The organism is Desulfococcus sp. (genome assembly GCF_041737845.1).
In the GTDB taxonomy this organism is placed as follows: domain Bacteria; phylum Desulfobacterota; class Desulfobacteria; order Desulfobacterales; family Desulfococcaceae; genus Desulfococcus.
The window spans coordinates 23,577-43,071 of sequence record NZ_JBGSQX010000080.1 but is presented as its reverse complement, the minus strand read 5'-3'; the positions used below and the strand labels follow the sequence as shown (position 1 = coordinate 43,071).

The window sequence follows — 19,495 nt, the reverse complement described above, 5'->3', positions numbered from 1 at the left end:
CTTGCAAGGGGGGGCGATGAAAATCGGTTTTGACGTCAGCCAGACCGGGAACAACAAGGCCGGATGCGGGTTTGTGGCGGATGCCCTGATCCGGGCATTGATCCGGACGGATCCGGAGAACGCCTATCTCCTGTACCCCCATTTCGGCGGAGACTTCCGGGACCCGGACGCCCTCAAGACCACGACAAGGGTCGAACATCCCCGCGTCAGGCGGATTCCCGTCGGCCGGAACCCGGATGAAGGCCGGATCTTCTGGGAGGGGATGACCCCCGAAAAGGAAGACGCCCTGGGCAGCCCGGATATCATCCATGCCAATAATTTCTTCTGCCCAACGGGGTTGACCCGCGCGCGGCTGCTCTACACCCTGCACGACATCAGCTTTCTCATGCATCCGGAGTTCACCACCGAACAGAACCGGTGGATCTGCTTCAACGGGGTCTTCCGGGCGTCCCTGCATGCGGACGCCATCATCGCGGTTTCGGCCTTTTCCCGGGAGAGTTTTCTGGAGGTGTTCCCCCATTATCCCCCGGATCGCATCACGGTGGTTCCCCTGGGCAGCCGGTTCGGGCCGGATCAGGCCACCGGGGCCCCTTCGGGCCGATCCGAAAGGTTCCATCCGGGTGAATTCTGGCTGAGCGTCGGCACCCTGGAGCCCCGGAAGAACCTCCGGCGGATGCTCGCGGCCTATGCCGAATACCGGAACGGCGCGAAGGACGCCTTTCCGCTGGTGCTGGCCGGAGGCCAAGGATGGATGGAGGAGGATCTCGAGGCCTACATCCATTCGCTGGGACTGCAAGGAGAGGTCATGCCCCTCGGCTATGTCGCGGACGAAGAGCTGATCTGGCTCTACCGGAACTGTTTCGCCTTCGTCTATCCTTCCCTATACGAAGGCTTCGGCCTCCCGGTGCTGGAGGCCATGACCCTGGGGGCCGCGGTCATCACCTCCCATGACACCAGCCTGCCGGAGGTGGCGGGAGACGCGGCCCTGTATGTGGATCCATGGGATGTTTCGGATATCGCCCGCGCCTTTGGGCGGCTTGCGGCCGACGCCGGTCTGCGGGAGACCCTGAAACAGCGGGCCGACTGCCAATCCCGGAAATTCTCCTGGGAGCGGAGCGCGGCCCGGACCCTGGCCGTTTACCGCCGGCTGATGGATGAAACCTGATCCATCGCCTTTCATCATGCAGGGTCTGTGAGAGAGCAGCGCCGTTCAGGGTAATGACATTGGATCGATAACCATAATGTATTGCCTCAGGATATCACCGCCATTGGCGATTTATTTTCAAGAGAACGGCCTGTGTGGTCCGCCATCGCGGTCATGAGAAATTTCGCCCACAATTTCGATAACAGCTTTTATCGTTTCGTCATTGTCGGCATTTCAAATACGGTCATATCCTATATCGTATTTATGGCGGCGTACTATCTGTTGTTTGTAAACAATGCATCAATATCCCAGTGTTTCAGCTATGGCGCGGGAATTGCCTGGAGTTTCCATTGGAATCGAAAATGGACATTCAAAAGCCACGATAAGGCCGTACGTAATTTTATTCTCTTTCTTATTTTACAGTCGGTCATGCTGCTGCTCAGCGTGTATATGATTCATGTTCTCGTTGATGTATTCAATAATAATCCAACAGTCAGCTGGGTTTTTGTGATGGCCGGTATAACCGTTATCAATTATGCGGCCAACAGATATTGGGTCTTCAGATGATTGAAACAATGCTGAAAAATACGATTGCAGCATCGTGTGCGCATAGCCGTATCATGCCGGTTGACATCGGCATCGGGAAATGATCCAGAGGATACCCATGGTGATATCGATCGTAATTCCAGCTTATAACGAGGCGGGCAATATCGAGGAGATCGTCGTCAAATTAAAAGCCTGCCTTGAGGGAAAGGCGGATTTTGAGCTTATTTTTGTCGATGACGGCAGTACGGATCAAACCCTTGCCGAGATTCAAGGGATCATGAAGACGGAAAAATTTGTGAAGTATATCTCGTTGTCCCGGAATTTCGGTCATCAGAAAGCGCTCAAGGCAGGCCTGGATCATGCCATGGGGGAGTGTGTGATCAGCATGGACGCTGATATGCAGCATCCTCCTGAGCTGGTCGGTAAGCTGATAGAGAAGTGGAAAGAGGGATATGATGTCGTTTATACCATCCGGAGAGACTCTCCGGGCACTGGTTTTTTCAAGCGGGCGACATCGAAGGCGTTTTATCTCCTCATCAATTGGCTCTCGGAAATCGAGATTCCTCTCGGAGCTGCCGATTTCCGCCTGCTGGATAGAAAAGTGGTCGATGAATTGAAGAAATTTCAGGAAAACTGGCTTTTTATAAGAGGGCTCGTATCCTGGCTTGGCTTCAGGCAGACAGGAATCGAATACACGGCCCAGCCGAGGTTCTCGGGGCGCAGCAAATACTCCCTGGTCAAGATGGTCTCATTCGCCATCGAGGGGGTTACCTCCTTCAGCATCTTTCCCCTTCGGGTTGCAACGTTTACAGGTCTTTTCTGCTCCATCATCTCGTTTTCATATCTTCTGTATGCCGCCTATGTGAAGCTTTTTACAAAACTGGCTACGCCCGGTTGGGCTTCTTTGCTGATGACCATCCTGCTGCTGGGCGGGATTCAATTGATATCCCTGGGATTGATAGGCGAATATCTCGGAAAAATGTTCATTGAGTCCAAACGGAGACCGACCTATGTCATCAAACAGATGTCGGTATGAAGTCATGAATGAACCTAAGCATATCCGGTATCCGCTGATGGTGATGGGCATCTGGGCCGTGTTCATCTTGCCATCCGTTTTTTTCCCCAACTGGTGCTACCTGGATGATCCCACGAATCTCTGGGTCGGAGCGACCATTTCCGAGGATCCGATGCTGCTGATGCCCAACAGCGACTCGGGGCGGTTTCGTCCGGCCTATAACCTGTATTATGCTATTTTTCACCAATTTTTCGGGTTTCATCTGCGGGGGTTTTATCTTGTTCAATCCTTGGTGTTTCTGATTATCGCGATGCTGGCCTTCCGGGTGGTCGCCGGATGGTCCAAGTCGCCCCGTTGGGGTCTTGCCGCGGCCTTCCTCGTTCTGACATCATCTCCTGTCGCCGAAAACGCTTATACCCTGGGAAAGGCGGACCCCATCCTGCTGCTGCTGCTGTTGCTGATGTGCTGCTTCTGTGCGGCTTTTCGATGGACCGGGAGGGGCTCCCGGGCGGCGGGAATCGCCGATGGTGTTGCATGGTTGGCATGGGCGCTGCTCGCGGTCGTCGCTCTCCTTTTCAAGGAGACGGCTGTTGTTTTCGTCGTTTTTGCGTTTTCAGGGGTCGTGGCGGCGTGGCTTTTGAAAAAAGTCTGGAACGCGGGTGATGCCGATTCTGTCTGCCGGACATATCTCCGGCTGCTGACAGCGTCGCTCGTATCGATCGGGATCGTCCGGCTGACCGCGTATCTCCTGGTTCCTCCCGATGCATCGAGCGAATATACCACCTACCCGATAACCATGAGCCTGGTGCTGAGCAATCTGGAGTATTATCTGACCCAGACGCCGGATGTCATTCTTATGGGGCTGGCAGCCGGAGCAGCCTGGTTCATCTCTTTTGGTGCCTTGGTGAGATCTCAGGTTCACGGCGACATCCATAGGACGGTTTTCAGCATTGCCCTCTTCATGACCGGAGCGGCTTATATGGGGGGCCAACTGATCTGGCGTTGGCCGATGGGATATTATCTGCTGATTCCCGCCGCACTCTTCTCGATCGCAGGGATCCTCTTTGTCTCAATGGCGCCGCTGGCATCATCCAGGCGGTTCATCATTATCCTCGGGGGGATTTTCTTTCTTACCAGGCTCTATTCCGTTCCCTATTTCATCTACATTGCCCGAGCCCAGATCGCCCAGGATAAAATCTTCACGGATAGTATCACCGATTATATGAGCGCGGCATCGCCCGGACAGCGACTCTTGGCCGTAGACTGGACTTTTTGGGAGGAGCCCGTGACCCAGGCGAATATTCTCGTCCGGAATATCCATGGCCGGGAAAGTCTGCAGGTGACGGGAATCAAGAGCTTTGTTCAAGACCTGGAACTGACGCCGGAGGTGCTGCGCCTTCACGGTGTCACCAAGATTCCGGACAGAGACGCATTCGTCCCGAAACAAGGGGATTTCATTCTTATGGATACAGGCGCGCGCCCGTCAAGATGGGTGTTACGGGGAATCAGTCCCCGTGGCGGCCAGGATCCCGCAGAAATTCTCACTCTGCTCAACACGCGATACGGCGGTGGGGATTTCGCCATGGAACGGGTTTCCGGCCAAACTTTTGGATGGAAAGGCATTGAGATACATCCATCCGGCATAGGATTGAAGGACTATACCTTTGGATACGAACTGTATCAGGTCGCGGGAACCCCGATCCATGACGGGACCGAAGCGGCCCAATCCCCTGACCTTCTCTGGGAGGGGCGGTGGGAAGACGGCTGGATCGGCCGAAAGGCAGGGGTGGCCATCGCATCGGGTATGGGCGCGGATCGGCTGCTCCTTAGCGGATATGTCCCCAATCATGTTCTTCCGTGCCGTCTCACCGTCACCGGCGCGGAGGGCCTCATGAAGGATGTCTTGTTCGAGCGCAGCGGGCCTTTCGCTCTCCTCGTCGATCTTGACCCATCCCTGAAGGGAGAAGGGCTCCGGCTGGAGTTGAATGTCAGCCGAACCTTCATCCCCAAGGTGTTGGGCGAGAATGATGATACCCGCGAGCTGGGCATCTGGATTGACGGATGGGTGAAGCGAAGCATGGCGGCCGACGAAGAAATCCAGGCGCCTCGACAGGTAAACGCCGCAGGGGAGGGGATAGCACCCACAACGCCATGAGGATCGGAATCGACGCCAGACCCCTCAGCTATCAGTTGACGGGGATCGGATTTTATCTCAAGTTCCTGCTCGATGAGTTTCAGGCCATCGACCGGACCCACCATTACGTTCTGATATCGAATACGCATGTTGATTATGACATCAACAACCCCAACTGGTCGAAACACGAGGGCGGATGCCCCGGGAAGCTGCTGAGCACGGCATGGATGCAGTCGGCTGCACCGGCGGCGGCGCTGCGGCTGAAGCTGGACCTTTTCTGGGGCCCCCGGCATCATCTTCCGCTGCTGCTGCCGCCGGGCGTCAAAAAAATCGTGACGATTCACGACGTCGTCCATCTGCTGTTCCCGGAGACCATGCCGCCGGCTCATCTGATTGTTGAACGGATGCTGATGGGCTTGTCGCTGATGTCGGCGGACCGGATCGTCGCCGTTTCCCATGCGACGCGGGAGGAGATTCTCCGCCGGTATCGCGTCAAACCCGCCCGGGTCCGGACGGTCCATTCAGGCGTGCCCCTTTTCCCGTCGCCGGACGCCGCCGAGGCGCCGCTTTTCCAGCGACCGGCAGCCTATTTCCTGTTTGTCGGGACCCTGGAGCCTCGGAAAAATTTCGATAGAATTTTCGAGGCCTATGAACGGATCCAGGCCGCGGAACAGGGCATCCACCTGGTCATCACCGGAGCGTCGGGATGGAAAAACGCGTCATTCATCCGAATGCTTGACGGGCATCCCCTGAGGCCCTTTGTCCATCTTACCGGATATGTGTCGAGAGGGGAACTGGGGCTGCTTTTCAAAAACGCCCTGGGCCTGGTCTTTCCCTCCCTGTATGAAGGGTTCGGGTTTCCCGTCCTCGAGGCCATGATGTCGGGGACGCCCGTCATTACCGCAACTGTCTCCGCAATGCCAGAGATCGCCGGCGGCGCGGCGCTCCTGGTGGATCCCCGCGATGTAGGGCAGATCGCCCGGGCCATGGCACGACTGATTTCAGACAAGGATCTGAGAAACGTCCTTGTTCAGCGGGGCCGGAAACGGTCGGACGCATTCAATTGGAGCCGGGCCGCACGGGGGATGCAGCGGATATTCCAGGAGGTGATGTCCACGTGAAGGTGCTGCAGGTCTACAAGGATTATTTCCCGCCGGTCCGGGGGGGGATCGAAGGGCACATCAACCTGCTGGCCAACGGGTTGAAGCGGCGGGGATACGACGTCTCCGTCCTGGTGTCGAACACGGGATTCCGCCTGCTGGAAGAAGAGATCGACGGGATCCGCGTCACCCGGGTGCCGCAGTTGGGAAGACTCACGTCGGCGCCGCTCAATGCGACCTTCATCCATTGGCTGAGAAAACTCGCAAGGGAGGCGGATGTCCTCCATTTTCACTTTCCCAACCCCACGGCCGAATTATCATACCTGATGACCGGCCTGGACAAAAGGGTCATTGTCACCTATCACAGCGATATCGTCCGTCAGGAGCGGCTGGGCAAGATTTATTCCCCCTTCATGGAGCGCTTTCTGGACAAGGCGGAGACGATCATCGCCACCTCCCCGGCCTATCTGAACTCTTCCGCCGTGCTGAATCAATACCGTTTCAAATGCCGGGTGGTCCCCCTGGGGATCGATCTGTCGCGATTTTCACCTGAAAAAGCCGACGCGGCATCCATCCTCGGCGTGCGTCGCGCCTTCCCGCGGCCGATCCTCCTGTTTATCGGCCGGTTCAGGTATTACAAGGGGCTGGGCATCCTGATCGATGCCATGAAGGAGATCAACGCCGTGCTGCTCATTATCGGGACGGGGCCGCTCGAGAGGGCGCTTCGGGAGCAGGCGGCGGCCGCGGATCTCCGCGAAAGGGTGGTATTTCTGGGAGAGCGCTCGGACCGGGACCTGGTGACCTACCTCCACGCCTGCGACCTGTTTGTTTTGCCGTCCGTTCTCCGCAGCGAGGCCTTCGGCATCGTCCAGATCGAGGCCATGGCCTGCCGAAAACCCGTTGTCAGCACCGAGATCATGAGCGGGACCTCCTTTGTCAACCAGCACGGCAAAACCGGGCTGGTCGTCCCCCCGTTCAGCGCGCATAAGCTGGCCGGGGCCGTCAACCTGATGCTGGAGCGGCCCGATCTGCGGGAAGCCTTTGGAAACGCTGGATACGAAAGGGTCAGGCGTCATTTTACCAGCGAAACGATGATCGACCGGGTCGCCTCGATCTACCATGACAGGCCCCTGCAGATCGCCCGCCCCGGCAGGCCGATGCCCGCGAAACCACCGCGCGTTCCAGGCGGAATCATCGAAAGGCCTTCCGAAAAGAAGATCAAGGTGCTTCTCATTATCTCACGGCTCAATATCGGGGGGCCGGCGAGTCATGTCCACCTCTTGGCAACCGGGCTGAATCCCCGGAAATTTGAAACACGGGTCGTCACCGGGAGGATTTCATCGGGGGAAGGGAATATGGCCTACCTTTTTCGCCCCGGGGATTCCAGGCCGCTCATGATTTCGGAGCTTCAACGGGAGATCCGGCCGATTCTGGATATTCGCGCCTTCCTTCAGATCCTGCGCCTGATCGGAAGAGAGCGTCCGGATATCGTCCACACCCATACCGCCAAGGCCGGCTTCACCGCACGGTTTGCGGTGATCCTGTACAACGCCCTCCGAAAACAAAACGTCGCCATGGTGCACACCTTCCACGGCCATGTTTTCGAAGGATATTTCAATCGGCTGAGATCGGCGATGTTCGTGAATATCGAACGGTTCCTGGGGCGGGCCGCCGACGCCGTCCTGGCCATCAGCCCGAGCCAGAAACGGGATCTGGTGCATACCTACCGTATCGGAAGCCCGAAAAAGATTCAAGTGATCGAGCTTGGATTCGATCTGACGCCTTTCCGGGCCGCAAGGAAGCGTCGGGGGGCCTTTCGAGAACGCATGGGCGTCCCGGCGGACGACGTCCTTATCGGCATCGTCGGCCGCCTGGTCCCCATCAAGAACCACAGGCTGTTTTTGCATGCCGCCGGACAGGTGCTGGCGACTCACCCCGGCAGGCCGATCACCTTTGCCGTCGTGGGGGATGGAGAACTCAGGAGCGAATTGGAATCCGAGTGCCGGGCGCTGGGCATTGCCGAATTCGTCAAATTTTGCGGATGGATCAAGGAGATCCCCATGGTCTACGCCGATCTGGACATCCTGGCTTTGACGTCCAACAACGAGGGAACGCCGGTTTCGATCATCGAAGCCATGGCCGCGTCAGTGCCGGTGATCGCCACCGATGCGGGCGGCGTGGGCGATCTTCTGGGCGGGGCCTCGGGGGGAAGGGGAAAAAACGGGTTCGCCGTTTGTGAACGGGGCGTCCTGTGCCGAAGGCAGGATGCGGACGTTTTCGCCGAAGGACTGAACTATCTGATCGCCGAGGACGCAGCCGCCGGGCGGGAAAGGACGACAGCGGCCCGGCGCTATGTCGAGGCCCAGTACGGCAGGGATCGGTTGATCCGGAAAATCGAGTCCCTGTATAAAGGCCTGCGGAAGGAAAGGGAGTCCCATTGAAAGTGCGGGAAGGGCGGCACGACCCGGTTTTGAGATGCCTTAAATGATTCACCGGCCCCGGCTGAAAATCATGTGTGTTTTCGGGAAGCACCAGTATGGCGATCCGGCGCGCGGATTCGGCACGGAATACGCCGCGTTCATTCCGGCGCTCGAACACCTGGGCCATGAGGTGATTCATTTCGAATCGTGGAACCGGGCCTCCCACGCCGATTTTGCCGCGCTGAACCTGGCCCTGCTGAAGGCGGTTCTGCGGGAACGCCCGGATATCCTTCTTGCCGTGCAGATGAACTATGAAATCTGGATCGAGACGCTTGAAGTCATCCGGAAAACGGCGGATGTCGCGACGGTTTGCTGGACCACCGACGATTCATGGAAATACCGCGAGGTTTCACGGCTCATCGGCAGGGCCTACGACGCCATGACGACCACTTACCCGGAAGTGGTTCCCAAATATCGTCGGGACGGTATTCCCAACGTCCTCTTGACCCAGTGGGCGGCCAATTCATCTGCCATGGCGGCGCCGCTTCCGGCCTCCCAATGCCGGTTTCCGGTGACCTTTGTCGGGGCCGCCCAGGGAAACCGGCCGCAGTGGATCCGGGATCTTGGCAGGCGCGGGATCGCCGTCCGCTGCTTCGGCCACGGGTGGCCGGAAGGCTCCGTCGATGCCCGTCAAATCCCGGAGATCATGCGGCAGTCGGTGATCAGCCTCAATTTCTCCAATTCCCGGCAGGGCCGCCAGATCAAGGCCAGGACCTTCGAGGTGCCCGGCGCCGGCGGATTTCTAATGACGGAAACCGCCCCCGGATTGGAGCGCTGGTATCGAATCGGCGAGGAGATCGATGTGTTTCGCACCCTTCCGGAGCTTGCCGTAAAAATACAAAATTATCTGAAGAGCCCGGATCGGCGGGATGCCATGGCGCTCCGCGGGTTCCATCGAACCCGACAGGCCCATACCTATGAACAGCGGATGGCTGACGTCGTTGCGTTCGCCTTGCGCGCAAAGGGGAATCGTTCCGGGAAGGGCGGGGGGGAAGCCGGATCCCTTCGTCTTGAGACATTGCTCTCCCAAGCTGCGGCGGCCCATCGCATGAGCCGGCCGACGGCGTGGCTGAAACAGGCCCTGGTGTCCGGATGCTCGGCCGTCTGGGGAAGGAAGCGCGGACCCAGGGCCGCGAGAAGACTGGTGTTTGAAATGAGCTGGCGGTTTATGGGAAGAAAAACTTTTACCGCATCGGGCCTGCCCGGCCGGATGTTCCCGGAGCAGTAGTCCATGGCACCCCTGGTCAGTATCGGCATGCCCGTGTTCAATTGCGAAAAGACGATTGCAGCAGCGATTCGGTCCATCCTGGGCCAGACCATGGAAAGCTGGGAACTCCTGATCATCGACGACGGCTCGACCGACAACACCGTTGCGGTCGCCCGAAGCCTTCCCGACCCGCGGATCCATATTCTGTCCGACGGCGTCAACCGGGGGCTTCCCCGCCGCCTCAACCAGGCCGTGGCCCTCGGCAGAGGCCGCTATTTTGCCCGCATGGACGGGGATGACGTGGCCTATCCCGAGCGGTTCGCGATCCAGGCCGACTGCCTCGACCGTCACCCCGGCGTCGATCTGGTCTGCGCGCGCGTCCTGATTTTCGACTCGGACGGCCGCATCATCGGGACCTATCCTTTCCGGGAACGCCATGAGGATATCTGCCGTCATCCATGGGGAGGGTTCTATTTTCCGCATCCCACATGGATGGGGCGCCTGAAATGGTTTCATGCCCACCCCTATGATCCGGTCAATGCCCGCTCGGAGGATCAGTGCCTGCTCCTGTCCTCCTTCCGGACCAGCCGATTTCACGGCATCCCGAGGATTCTGCTGGGGTATCGCCAGGCGCGTCTATCCTTGACAAAAATTCTGAAAGGCAGGATGACCTATTCGGCCGCGCTGGCAAGGGAGGCCTTCTCCACGCGGCGGTATGGGTTGTCGATAGGCGTTTTCGAGCAGGCCTGCAAGGGGATTCTGGATGGCATCGCCATCGGGACCGGGCTCGACTACCGTGTCCTCAGGCATCGCGCCCTCCCTGTGTCGCGGATGGAGGCCGTGGAATGGGATAAGATCTGGGTGGATCTGAACAGGGCGCATGCGGGTGCAAGGGTCGGAAAAGGAGACTGAGATGACTTTGGAAAAGCGGATTCACATCGATTTTCTGCTGAAAAAAGGGGTGACCATCCCCAACCCCGAGAGTGTGGACATCGGGCCGGAGGTGGACATCGAAAGAATTTCCGGCGACGGCGTCACCCTCTACGCCGGCACGAAGATCTACGGCAGTTCCACCCTGATCCTCAGGGGGGCGGTGATCGGTCTGGAAGGGCCGGTGACGGTGAAGGACTGCTATATCGGGCCGGAGGTCCGGCTTGCCGGGGGATATTTTTCAGGTGCCGTCTTTCTCAAGGGTTCCGCAGCCGGCGCCGGCGCCCATGTCCGGGAGGGCACCATCCTGGAGGAGGCGGCAAGCATCGCCCACACCGTCGGGCTCAAGCAGACCCTCCTCTTTCCCTTTGTCACCCTGGGGAGCCTCATCAATTTCTGCGACTGCCTCATGTCTGGAGGGACCGGGAAACAGGATCACAGCGAGGTGGGCAGCTCCTACATCCACTTCAATTTCACCCCGAACCAGGACAAGGCCACGGCGTCGCTTCTGGGGGACGTGCCCCGCGGCGTGATGCTCCGGGAGCGGCCCATCTTTCTGGGGGGGCAGGGGGGACTGGTGGGGCCGTGCCGCCTGGCTTTCGGCACGGTGATCGCCGCCGGGTGCATCTACCGGAAGGACGAACTGCGGCCGGGGAGGCTCCTGATCGGGGCCGCCCCGAGAGGCGGAAGCGTACCGTTTTCCTCCGGGACATATCCTAACATCAAGCGCATTTTCAACAACAATCTTGCGTACGTGGCCAATCTGACGGCGCTGATGCAGTGGTACCGGCATGCCCGCGCCCTGCTGGTTTCGGGGGAGTTCCCGCAGGCGCTGCTGGACGGGCTGATCGAAACGCTTGCCCGGGGCATCGATGAGCGCGTGGCACGGCTGCGCGCGTTGTCGCGAAAAATGCCTGCGGCGATTGACATCTACCGGGCGGGCGCCGGAGAAAACGCGTCCGCGCAGCTCATCGCCCAGAAACAGGCGCTTTTCGACCGGTGGCCGGATATCGAAGAGATGATGGGCCGCGCCCGCGACAGGGGAGGGGACGCCCGCCTGAGGGATGGGTTCCTGACAAAACTGGCGGAAGAGATCGACCGGTCGGGAAGGGATTACCTCACGGTCATCAAGGCCTTGAAACCGGAGGCGGCGGCTTCCGGGACGCGGTGGCTGGAGGGGGTTGCGGCCGCCGTCACGGAGGATGCCGCGGACCTGATCCCGGAGATGGGGTCGATGAAATAAAGGATCGTTTCCGATGCTGAACGATAACGACAGACCGTTCATCCGTTCCGGTGGACGCTGGATTTCAGGGAAAAGGGCAGATATGGGTCAACTTTTTGGTACCGATGGCATCAGGGGCATAGCCAATCGACACCCCATGACATGCGAGATGGCGGTCAACGTCGGACGCGCCGTGGCCGTTTTTTTTTCAACCGGCGGAAAGCGGCCGAAAATCATCATCGGAAAGGACACCCGCCTGTCCGGCCCCATGCTGGAGCATGCCCTGGCCGCCGGCATCTGCTCGGCCGGCGGAGAGGCGCTGCGGGTCGGCGTGCTGCCTACGCCGGGCGTGGCGCATCTCACGCTTTCGGAGATGGCCGACGCGGGTGTCATGATTTCAGCGTCCCACAACCCTTTTTATGACAACGGCATCAAGATCTTCGGAAGCGATGCCTTCAAGCTTTCGGATGACGCCGAGGCCGAGATCGAGGCGCTTCTTGCGGATGAGGGGCGCCTGAGGGGCATGTGCGAGACGGTTCAGGACGTGGGGGACGACTTCGCGATAGACGACGCGGAGGACCGGTATCTCTGGTTTCTGGAGTCCACGCTTCCGGAGGGATTCCGCCTGGACGGCATGAAGCTTGTTATGGACTGCGCCAACGGCGCGACGTTCCGGGTTGCGCCGGCGCTCTTCAGGGGGCTGGGCGCGGACGTGGCGGAGATGTTCATCGACCCGGACGGCCGGAATATCAATGCCGGCTGCGGATCCCAGCACACCGAACGTCTGGCCGAACGGGTGGTCGAAAGCGGCGCAAACATCGGGCTCGCCTTTGACGGCGACGGCGATCGGCTGATCGCCGTCGATGAACGGGGAAAGGTCGTGACCGGGGACCAGATGCTTGCGGTCTGCGGCAGGTACCTGAAGCAGAAAGGGGCGCTTCCCAACAATCTGGTGGTCAGCACGGTCATGAGCAATATCGGGCTTGGGATGGCCTTCCGGGAGATGGGGATCGTCCACCGGAAAACGGACGTGGGCGACCGGTACGTCATGCAGGAGATGCGCCGCTCGGGCGCGGTCCTGGGCGGCGAGGACTCGGGCCATATGATCTTTCTCGACCGTCATACCACGGGCGACGGTATCCTGACCGCCCTGCGGCTGATCGAAGTGCTCTCGGGCTCCGGCGCGCCGCTCTCTGCGCTGACACGGGTCATGGCGGTTTACCCGCAGGTTCTGATGAACGTGGAGGTTGCAGCCAAACCGCCCATCGAGACGGTCCCTGAAATTGCCGGGGCCATCGCCGAGGTCGAGGGCAGGCTGGGCGACCAGGGAAGGGTCCTGGTCCGGTACTCGGGGACCCAGCCCCTTTGCCGCGTCATGATCGAGGGCCCGACGAAGGACGAGATCGAGCGATACTGCCGTCATATTCTCGATGCGGTGGCGAAGACGCTGGGAAAAACGGGATGATGGGGGGCTGACGGCACATGAAAGCGAACCCCTCAAAGGAAAGACCTTGAAAACACCGGCGAACCTGAGACGGTCGATTTTCTCGGGATCTTTCTGGGGGGCGGCGCAGAGCGGCATCCGCATGGCCATCGCCGTCTTCAGCGTGCCGCTCACCATCGGATACCTGGGCCGGGAACGATACGGGTTGTGGATGACGGCGCTCTCCCTGCTTTCGTTCGTGAGCTTTCTGGATATGGGGCTGTTTCCGACGCTCCTCAACCGGATGGCCGGAGCGCACGCACGGGGGGATGCGGCGGCCTTCCGCGCCTATAGCGCCGCGGGCCTCCGGATCGGGGCGATCCTCTGCGCCGCCGGGGCGTTTATCTCCTTCGGGGCCTGCGCCATTCCCTGGGCGGATCTCCTCAACGTCTCCGATCCGCAAGCCCGGCGGGAGGCCGGCCCCCTGGTCTGCCTCCTCATGGGCCTTTCCTTCGCCATATTGGGCGCTGCCGTGCTGGACCATATCTATGCGGCCCGCATGGAGATCGCAACGCCCAAGGCCTGGGGCACGGCGGCCTCGGTGACGGGCTTCCTGCTGCTGATCGCAGGCATTCGGATGGAGGCGGGGCTTCCGGCCCTGGCTGCCCTGAGCCTGAGCCCGATGCTGCTCTACCGGGGGGTGCTTCTGGTGGAGATCCTTCGCAAGACGCCGGGTCTTCTCATTGCAGACCCCGGAACGATGACGGCCGTGCTGAAGGCCCTGATGCCCGCCTCAGTGATGTTCATGGGCATTCAATGCGCCGCCGCCGTGTGCTCGGCCCTGCCGAATCTTCTGGTGGCGCGAAGCGCCGGAATGGCCGAGGTGGCCGAGTTCAGCATTGTCTACCGCTTGTTCAGCATGCCCCTGGTTCTCCTGGCCGGGGTGCTCCCGGCATTCTGGCCGGCCTTTACCGCAGCCTGGGAAAAAGGGGACCTCGGCTGGCTTCGCCGCTGGCTCCTGGGCGCACTGGCCATCACGGCCGTCATGCTGTCGGGGTATCTCCTGGTCATGATCGCAGCCGGCGAGACGCTCATTCATCTCTGGACCCTGGGCGAAGTGCGTCCGACCCGCCCGCTCCTGGTTGTTCTGGGATTATGGGCTGTTATTCAGGGCGCCGTCCACTGGCTGAGCACCTTTCTCCACAGCATTACCGACTTTCGTTTCGAACTCGTGAGCTATGGGGCGTCGGCGCTGCTGCTGATGGTTCTGGGCGGGGTGTGGGCCGAGGCCTATGGGAGCCATGGCGTCGCCTCCGCCATGGCGGTGTCGCTGCTGTCGGGCAGCCTGTTGCCGATGGCCCGGCGGGTGTCGCGGAAACTGACCCCCGGCCAAGGAGGAGGACGGAATGTCGGACAAAACCGGTGATCTGACCCATCCGGCGTATTGGGGCTTCGGCCGGCGGCATCTCGGCTCCCGTGCGGAGATGCACCCCGGCGAGGCGGAGTGGTTTCCGGCGGTGGAAAGATATCTCAAAGCCTATGAAGGCGGCCGGTTTATCGAGCTGGGGTGTGCACCCGGACTGGTGTCGGCTTTTGTCTGCACCCGGGTGGCCCTTTCGCCCCACGGGGTGGATTTCAGCACGGACGCCGATCGCTATCTCGACGTGCTCGGGGAGGCGGGGTTTTGCAGCCCCACGCTGTACAAAGGCGATCTCCGGGGCTTTCATCCCGACCGTCCGTTTGACGTGGTGGCCAGCTTCGGGCTGATCGAGCATTTCGACGACCCCGGAGAGATCCTGGACCACCATGACCGGATGCTGCGAAAAGGCGGACTCTGCCTGGTGGTCGTTCCGAATTTTCGAAAAATTCAATACCTGTATCACCGTGTCTTCGATCGCCGGGACATGTCCGTGCACAACACGGCCGCCATGTCGCCCCGGCTCTTCGTCGACTTTGCCGAGCGGAGCAGGCACCGGGTGCGGCACCTGGGCTACGCCGGGCGCCTCCGCTTCTGGAACGCGCCTTCAGAGCGATTTTTATCCAGGGTGATGAAGAAAACGATTCGGGAAGGGGCCGTGCGCATGGGCCGGGTCCTGCCCCCGGCGCATCCCTGGCTGGCGCCGTGGCTGGTATATGCGGGCGAGAAGCGGTGAGGGCCGGGCCATGCATCTCCTGATCACCACCTTCGGGTTTCTCCCCGAGGCCCACGGCGTCGCCCATGTGGCGTTCAAACATGCCGAGGCGCTGACCCGCAGGGGCCATCGGGTCTGCGTGGCTACCGGATTTCATCCCGGACGGCCCGGCAGGAGCATCATCCCTCCCGGGATCGAGGTGGTTCAGTTCCGAGTCACGGGGAATGCCCATCCCCGAAGCCGCTACCGCGGGGAGATCGAAAACTATGTAGATTTTGTCCGGGCTTTTCCAGGGGACCTGATCTGCTGCCACTGCTGGCAGACCTGGAGCACGGACCTTGCGGTGAGGGGATTTGGCGGGAATCCGGCCCGAAAGGTTTTGGTGAGCCATGGGGTTTCGGCCAACAGCCGGTGGGGCTGGCCCCTGCGCTTTCCCGACTGGCTCCTCTGGCGCCCCTATGTGCTGCGGGAGATGCCCCGGATGCTTCGGGCGTTCGACCACGTGGTCTTTCTGAGCCGCCGGACGGACAGCGACCGGTTCTACGACCGGAAGCTGGCGCTGCGGGCGGGATATCGGAGCCACTCCGTCATCCCGAACGGCGCGGACCTGCAGGATCCCGGAGCCGGGGACGCGGGCTTCAAGACGCGTCACGGCATCCGATCCCGCCGCATGGTGCTCTGCGTGGGGAATTACTCCCGGCTTAAAAATGAACGGATGGTCCTGGACGCCTTCATCCGGTCCGGTCTGCGGGACACCACCCTGGTGATGATCGGGGGCGGCGCAAACCGCTATATGGGGCGGCTGCAGGAAGAATGGCGGCGGAAACGGGAGGGGCTTCCCGGAGAGGTCTGCTTCCTGTGGGGGCTCTCGGAGGAAGAGATCCGATCAGCCTACCGGGCGGCGGATATGTTTGCATCGGGCTCCCGCACCGAGTGCTTCCCCTTGGTGATCCTGGATGCCATGGGTGCGGGAACGCCGTTTTTATCAACAGACGTGGGCTGCATCGCGGATCTCCCCGGTGGCCGGACTGTTGCTTGCGCCCGTGACATGGCGGAAGAGATGCGGCGGATGATGGACTGCCCCCGGGAGCGGGAGGCGATGGGGCGGCGGGGGCAAGAAGCCGTCAGGATCCGCTACAACTGGGAGGCTGTAGCGGATCGGTATGAGCGGCTGTTTCAGCGGTTGACGGGAAGGCCTTGACCCTAATCCCGGCTGCCGCCGAAGATCCGGAGGAGCATCAGGAAGAGGTTGATGAAGTCGAGGTAGAGAGAGAGCGCGCCGATGATGGCGCCTTTTCTCACGACCGCCGCATCAAGGCCGTCAGGCTGCGTCATGGCCATCTGTTTCAGCTTCTGAGTGTCATAGGCCGTCAGCCCGACAAAGACGAGGACGCCGATGTAGCTGATGATCATGGCCATGCCCGAACTCTGCATGAACATATTGACCACGGAAGCGATGATGATGCCGATCAGCCCCATCATCAAGAACCCGCCCATGGAGGTCAGATCGCGTTTGGTCATCATGCCGTATATGCTGCATGCCAGGAATGTTCCGGCGCAGATGAAGAACGTCGACGCAATGGACGAGGCCGTGTAGGCAAGAAAGATCACCGACAGCGTCAGGCCGTTGAGCACGGCATACAGAACGAAGATTCCCGTTGCCGTGGATGCCTGCATCTTGCCGACCCTTGCGCTGAGGGTAAAGACCAGCACGAGTTCCGCGATGATCAGGCCGAAGAAAAGCAGACGGTTGCCGAAAATGAGCTGCATCATTGCCGGGCTGCCTGCCACGAAGAAAGCCGTGAAACCGGTGAGCCCCAGACCAACCGCCATCCAGTTGTAAACGCTCTGAATGAATGAGTTGACTCTGACTTGCGGCAGGGCTTTTTCTTGGATATACTGCATTGAATCCTCCTGTTTGAGTTAACCGTAACGAGTACCCTTTTTGGGAATGAATATAACAAGCGATCGCGATTTTTCAAGAGAAATCCGACGCCGCCTGCGGCTGGATGATCAAGATGTAATCTGCGGGATGGAAGTCGACGCGACTTCGGTCCGAACCGCTCAACGAGAATGAACAGGCATGAAACCGGAGCAACTGTATCAGGATTTGAAAACCGCGGCCGAGAAACTGGGCGTCACCGTAGCGGAAAAAAGTTTCAAGAACGTGGGGATCCGGGTGGAAAGCGGCCTGTGCATGGTGCGGGGGAAGCTGCTGTATATCGTCGACAGGAACAAAACGCTCCATGAAAAGATACAGCTTCTGGGCGGATGTCTCGCTGAAATGCCCAGCGACCACATCTATATGGTGCCGTTCATGCGGGAGTACCTTGAGAAATTGAAGCGCGGAGATTGAATCAAAGAGGAAGCGCTCTCTATAAGTTTACATAATATACCTTATCGGACGTTAATGGAGCATCGCCGGGGGAGCGGAATTCCGCCAAAAAGATTGAATCCGGCCGCCAAGTGTGCTAATCATTTCGCGCCTTGCTGAAGGCATACCTTCATTTGAACGTTCACGGAAAATCGGACGCCGCGCGGATGGGATCACAATGCAGGCTGAGTTGCACCGGAAAATCTATACGGTTTCGGAACTGACCATTGAGATAAAAACCCTTCTGGAGGAGCATTATCCGTTTTTCTGGATCAGCGGCGAGGTTTCGAATTTCCATGTGCCGGCCTCCAGGCATTTCTATTTCACCCTGAAGGACGATAAAGCCCAGATCAGCGGCATCATGTTCCGCGGGCAGAACCGAAATCTGAAATTCATGCCCGAAGACGGCATGAACGTCATCGGGCTGGGGCGCTTAAGCGTCTATGAACCCCGCGGCAATTACCAGATCATCTTTGAATATCTCGAACCCCGCGGCGTGGGAGAGCTTCAGATCGCCTTCGAGCAGTTGAAAGCCAGGCTTGCCGCTGAAGGCCTGTTTGACGATGTTCATAAACAGCCGATCCCGTTTCTTCCCCGGAATATCGGTGTGGTCACCTCGGGCACCGGCGCCGTGGTTCACGATATCATCAAGGTCGCCCATCGCCGTTTTCCGGGTGTCGGGATCTACATCGTTCCCGTCAAGGTCCAGGGCGTCGGGGCCGAGGATGAGATCGCCCGCGCGATAGCATTGCTGAACCGGATCGAGAAGGATGTCGATACGATCATTCTGGCCCGGGGAGGCGGATCTCTTGAGGATTTTCAGGCCTTCAACTCCGAGACGGTTGCCAGGGCGGTATTCGCTTCAAAGGTTCCCGTCATATCCGGCGTCGGACATGAAACCGATTTCACCATCGCCGACATGGCCGCCGATCTCAGGGCGCCGACACCTTCGGCGGCGGCAGAGATCGCCGTGCCGCTCAAATCGGAACTCGTCGCAAGAAACATGGATCTTGCCGGCAAATTGCTTCGATGGACGCTGAGGCATGTCGCGCAAAAAATGGAGCGCCTCATGGAGGCATCCCGGCGCCTTGTTCATCCCAGGCGGAGGGTTGGGGATTTGTGGATGCGCCTGGAGGAACTGAGCGGCCGCCTGGGTGCCCGCTGCCGGGAAAAGCTGCGCCGGGAAAAGGAGCGTCTGGTATGGCAGCGTCATCGACTGGGCGTAAGCGCCCCGATCCATCATCTGCCCTCCCTGGATCAGGCACTGAAAACCCTCCGCACCGGCCTTGACGCATCCATCCGGCGACATTTGGAAGGGGGGCGTATCCGGGGCGCGGAGCTTTGCAACCGTCTTGGGGCATTGAACCCAATGGCCGTCCTGGAGAGGGGCTACAGCATCACACAGACGGTTCCCGCAGGCGAGATCGTTCGCAGCGCGGATGCCGTTGCCATCGGCGGACTGGTAAACGTGAGACTCGCAAAAGGCGTCTTGCGATGCCGTGTGGAAGAGAGGTTCGAGATTGACGACAAAGCAAACATTTGAAAAAGCCATGGCGCAGCTTGAGGATATCGTCCGCGAGCTGGAATCGGGCGATCTGGCGCTGGATACCGCCATGAAAAAGTTCGAAGAGGGCATGAAGCTCTCCAAATATTGTTCCCGGATCCTGGATGAGACCGAAAAGAAGATCCGGCTGCTCATGGCCGATGATGAGGGGAATGTTGTCGAGGAGCCGTTCGACGGGATGCCGGAATGATTTGCGAGCGACGACCGGAGACCGTTAGCAGCCG

17 protein-coding genes are annotated in these 19,495 nt (G+C 59.8%); 16 read left to right on the top strand and 1 reads right to left on the bottom strand.

The features are described from left to right. Positions 1-16: 16 nt before the first annotated feature. The 13 genes from ACEW8N_RS09010 (at position 17) to ACEW8N_RS08950 (ending at position 16,534) form a co-directional block, all read left to right on the top strand. Entirely contained in the window at positions 17-1,165 is a 1,149-nt protein-coding gene (locus ACEW8N_RS09010) for a glycosyltransferase family 4 protein (protein WP_373499482.1), read from the top strand. Between the two features lie 132 nt (positions 1,166-1,297). After that, positions 1,298-1,711: a GtrA family protein gene (locus ACEW8N_RS09005; RefSeq protein ID WP_373499481.1), complete on the top strand. Its 414-nt coding sequence runs from the start codon at positions 1,298-1,300 to the stop codon at positions 1,709-1,711. 97 nt (positions 1,712-1,808) lie between these two features. Further along, positions 1,809-2,726, top strand: coding sequence for a glycosyltransferase family 2 protein (locus ACEW8N_RS09000; RefSeq protein ID WP_373499480.1), 918 nt, complete (start codon positions 1,809-1,811; stop codon positions 2,724-2,726). A 4-nt stretch (positions 2,727-2,730) separates the two neighbouring features. After that, on the top strand, positions 2,731-4,860 hold the full coding sequence (locus tag ACEW8N_RS08995; protein WP_373499479.1) for a hypothetical protein: 2,130 nt from the start codon (positions 2,731-2,733) through the stop codon (positions 4,858-4,860). Next, positions 4,857-5,960 carry a glycosyltransferase family 4 protein gene (locus tag ACEW8N_RS08990; RefSeq protein ID WP_373499478.1) on the top strand — a complete coding sequence of 368 codons (1,104 nt, stop codon included), beginning with the start codon at positions 4,857-4,859 and terminating at the stop codon, positions 5,958-5,960. The genes ACEW8N_RS08995 and ACEW8N_RS08990 overlap by 4 nt, the downstream gene beginning before the upstream one ends. Then, positions 5,957-8,380: a glycosyltransferase gene (locus ACEW8N_RS08985; protein WP_373499477.1), complete on the top strand. Its 2,424-nt coding sequence runs from the start codon at positions 5,957-5,959 to the stop codon at positions 8,378-8,380. Before ACEW8N_RS08990 ends, ACEW8N_RS08985 begins: the two co-directional genes overlap by 4 nt. Before the next feature lie 43 nt (positions 8,381-8,423). Further along, a complete protein-coding gene (locus ACEW8N_RS08980) occupies positions 8,424-9,647 on the top strand; it encodes a glycosyltransferase (protein ID WP_373499476.1) in 1,224 nt (407 codons plus the stop codon). Between the two features lie 3 nt (positions 9,648-9,650). After that, entirely contained in the window at positions 9,651-10,538 is an 888-nt protein-coding gene (locus tag ACEW8N_RS08975; protein WP_373499475.1) for a glycosyltransferase family 2 protein, read from the top strand. A 1-nt stretch (position 10,539) separates the two neighbouring features. Then, complete coding sequence (locus tag ACEW8N_RS08970) at positions 10,540-11,799, top strand: protein GlmU (RefSeq protein WP_373499474.1); 1,260 nt, start codon at positions 10,540-10,542, stop codon at positions 11,797-11,799. 82 nt (positions 11,800-11,881) lie between these two features. After that, on the top strand, positions 11,882-13,243 hold the full coding sequence (glmM, locus tag ACEW8N_RS08965) for a phosphoglucosamine mutase (protein ID WP_373499473.1): 1,362 nt from the start codon (positions 11,882-11,884) through the stop codon (positions 13,241-13,243). 46 nt (positions 13,244-13,289) lie between these two features. After that, complete coding sequence (locus ACEW8N_RS08960; RefSeq protein WP_373499472.1) at positions 13,290-14,627, top strand: lipopolysaccharide biosynthesis protein; 1,338 nt, start codon at positions 13,290-13,292, stop codon at positions 14,625-14,627. Beyond that, positions 14,608-15,354 carry a class I SAM-dependent methyltransferase gene (locus ACEW8N_RS08955; protein ID WP_373499471.1) on the top strand — a complete coding sequence of 249 codons (747 nt, stop codon included), beginning with the start codon at positions 14,608-14,610 and terminating at the stop codon, positions 15,352-15,354. The genes ACEW8N_RS08960 and ACEW8N_RS08955 overlap by 20 nt, the downstream gene beginning before the upstream one ends. A gap of 10 nt (positions 15,355-15,364) precedes the next feature. After that, positions 15,365-16,534, top strand: coding sequence for a glycosyltransferase family 4 protein (locus ACEW8N_RS08950; protein ID WP_373499470.1), 1,170 nt, complete (start codon positions 15,365-15,367; stop codon positions 16,532-16,534). 2 nt (positions 16,535-16,536) lie between these two features. Here the strand turns inward: ACEW8N_RS08950 and ACEW8N_RS08945 are convergent, their stop codons facing one another. Continuing rightward, positions 16,537-17,238, bottom strand: coding sequence for a Bax inhibitor-1/YccA family protein (locus ACEW8N_RS08945; RefSeq protein WP_373499469.1), 702 nt, complete (start codon positions 17,236-17,238; stop codon positions 16,537-16,539). 178 nt (positions 17,239-17,416) lie between these two features. On the opposite strand from ACEW8N_RS08945, the gene ACEW8N_RS08940 reads away from it, so the two are divergent. From ACEW8N_RS08940 to xseB, 3 genes are all read left to right on the top strand, one after another. After that, on the top strand, positions 17,417-17,689 hold the full coding sequence (locus tag ACEW8N_RS08940) for a hypothetical protein (protein ID WP_373499468.1): 273 nt from the start codon (positions 17,417-17,419) through the stop codon (positions 17,687-17,689). Positions 17,690-17,885: 196 nt separating this feature from the next. Next, positions 17,886-19,250, top strand: coding sequence for an exodeoxyribonuclease VII large subunit (gene xseA / locus ACEW8N_RS08935; RefSeq protein ID WP_373499467.1), 1,365 nt, complete (start codon positions 17,886-17,888; stop codon positions 19,248-19,250). Next, positions 19,228-19,461: an exodeoxyribonuclease VII small subunit gene (xseB, locus tag ACEW8N_RS08930; protein WP_373499466.1), complete on the top strand. Its 234-nt coding sequence runs from the start codon at positions 19,228-19,230 to the stop codon at positions 19,459-19,461. Before xseA ends, xseB begins: the two co-directional genes overlap by 23 nt. The last annotated feature ends 34 nt before the right edge of the window (positions 19,462-19,495 follow it).

Excerpts from the sequence above, each read along its gene's own strand:
- ACEW8N_RS08990 (WP_373499478.1), top strand. The coding sequence starts at position 4,857 with ATGAGGATCGGAATCGACGCCAGACCCCTCAGCTATCAGTTGACGGGG.
- glmM (WP_373499473.1), top strand. The coding sequence starts at position 11,882 with ATGGGTCAACTTTTTGGTACCGATGGCATCAGGGGCATAGCCAATCGA.
- ACEW8N_RS08945 (WP_373499469.1), bottom strand. The coding sequence starts at position 17,238 with ATGCAGTATATCCAAGAAAAAGCCCTGCCGCAAGTCAGAGTCAACTCA.
- ACEW8N_RS09000 (WP_373499480.1), top strand. The coding sequence starts at position 1,809 with ATGGTGATATCGATCGTAATTCCAGCTTATAACGAGGCGGGCAATATC.
- ACEW8N_RS09010 (WP_373499482.1), top strand. The coding sequence starts at position 17 with ATGAAAATCGGTTTTGACGTCAGCCAGACCGGGAACAACAAGGCCGGA.
- ACEW8N_RS08955 (WP_373499471.1), top strand. The coding sequence starts at position 14,608 with ATGTCGGACAAAACCGGTGATCTGACCCATCCGGCGTATTGGGGCTTC.
- ACEW8N_RS08980 (WP_373499476.1), top strand. The coding sequence starts at position 8,424 with ATGATTCACCGGCCCCGGCTGAAAATCATGTGTGTTTTCGGGAAGCAC.
- ACEW8N_RS08940 (WP_373499468.1), top strand. The coding sequence starts at position 17,417 with ATGAAACCGGAGCAACTGTATCAGGATTTGAAAACCGCGGCCGAGAAA.
- xseA (WP_373499467.1), top strand. The coding sequence starts at position 17,886 with ATGCAGGCTGAGTTGCACCGGAAAATCTATACGGTTTCGGAACTGACC.
- ACEW8N_RS08970 (WP_373499474.1), top strand. The coding sequence starts at position 10,540 with ATGACTTTGGAAAAGCGGATTCACATCGATTTTCTGCTGAAAAAAGGG.
- ACEW8N_RS08995 (WP_373499479.1), top strand. The coding sequence starts at position 2,731 with ATGAATGAACCTAAGCATATCCGGTATCCGCTGATGGTGATGGGCATC.
- ACEW8N_RS08975 (WP_373499475.1), top strand. The coding sequence starts at position 9,651 with ATGGCACCCCTGGTCAGTATCGGCATGCCCGTGTTCAATTGCGAAAAG.
- ACEW8N_RS08950 (WP_373499470.1), top strand. The coding sequence starts at position 15,365 with ATGCATCTCCTGATCACCACCTTCGGGTTTCTCCCCGAGGCCCACGGC.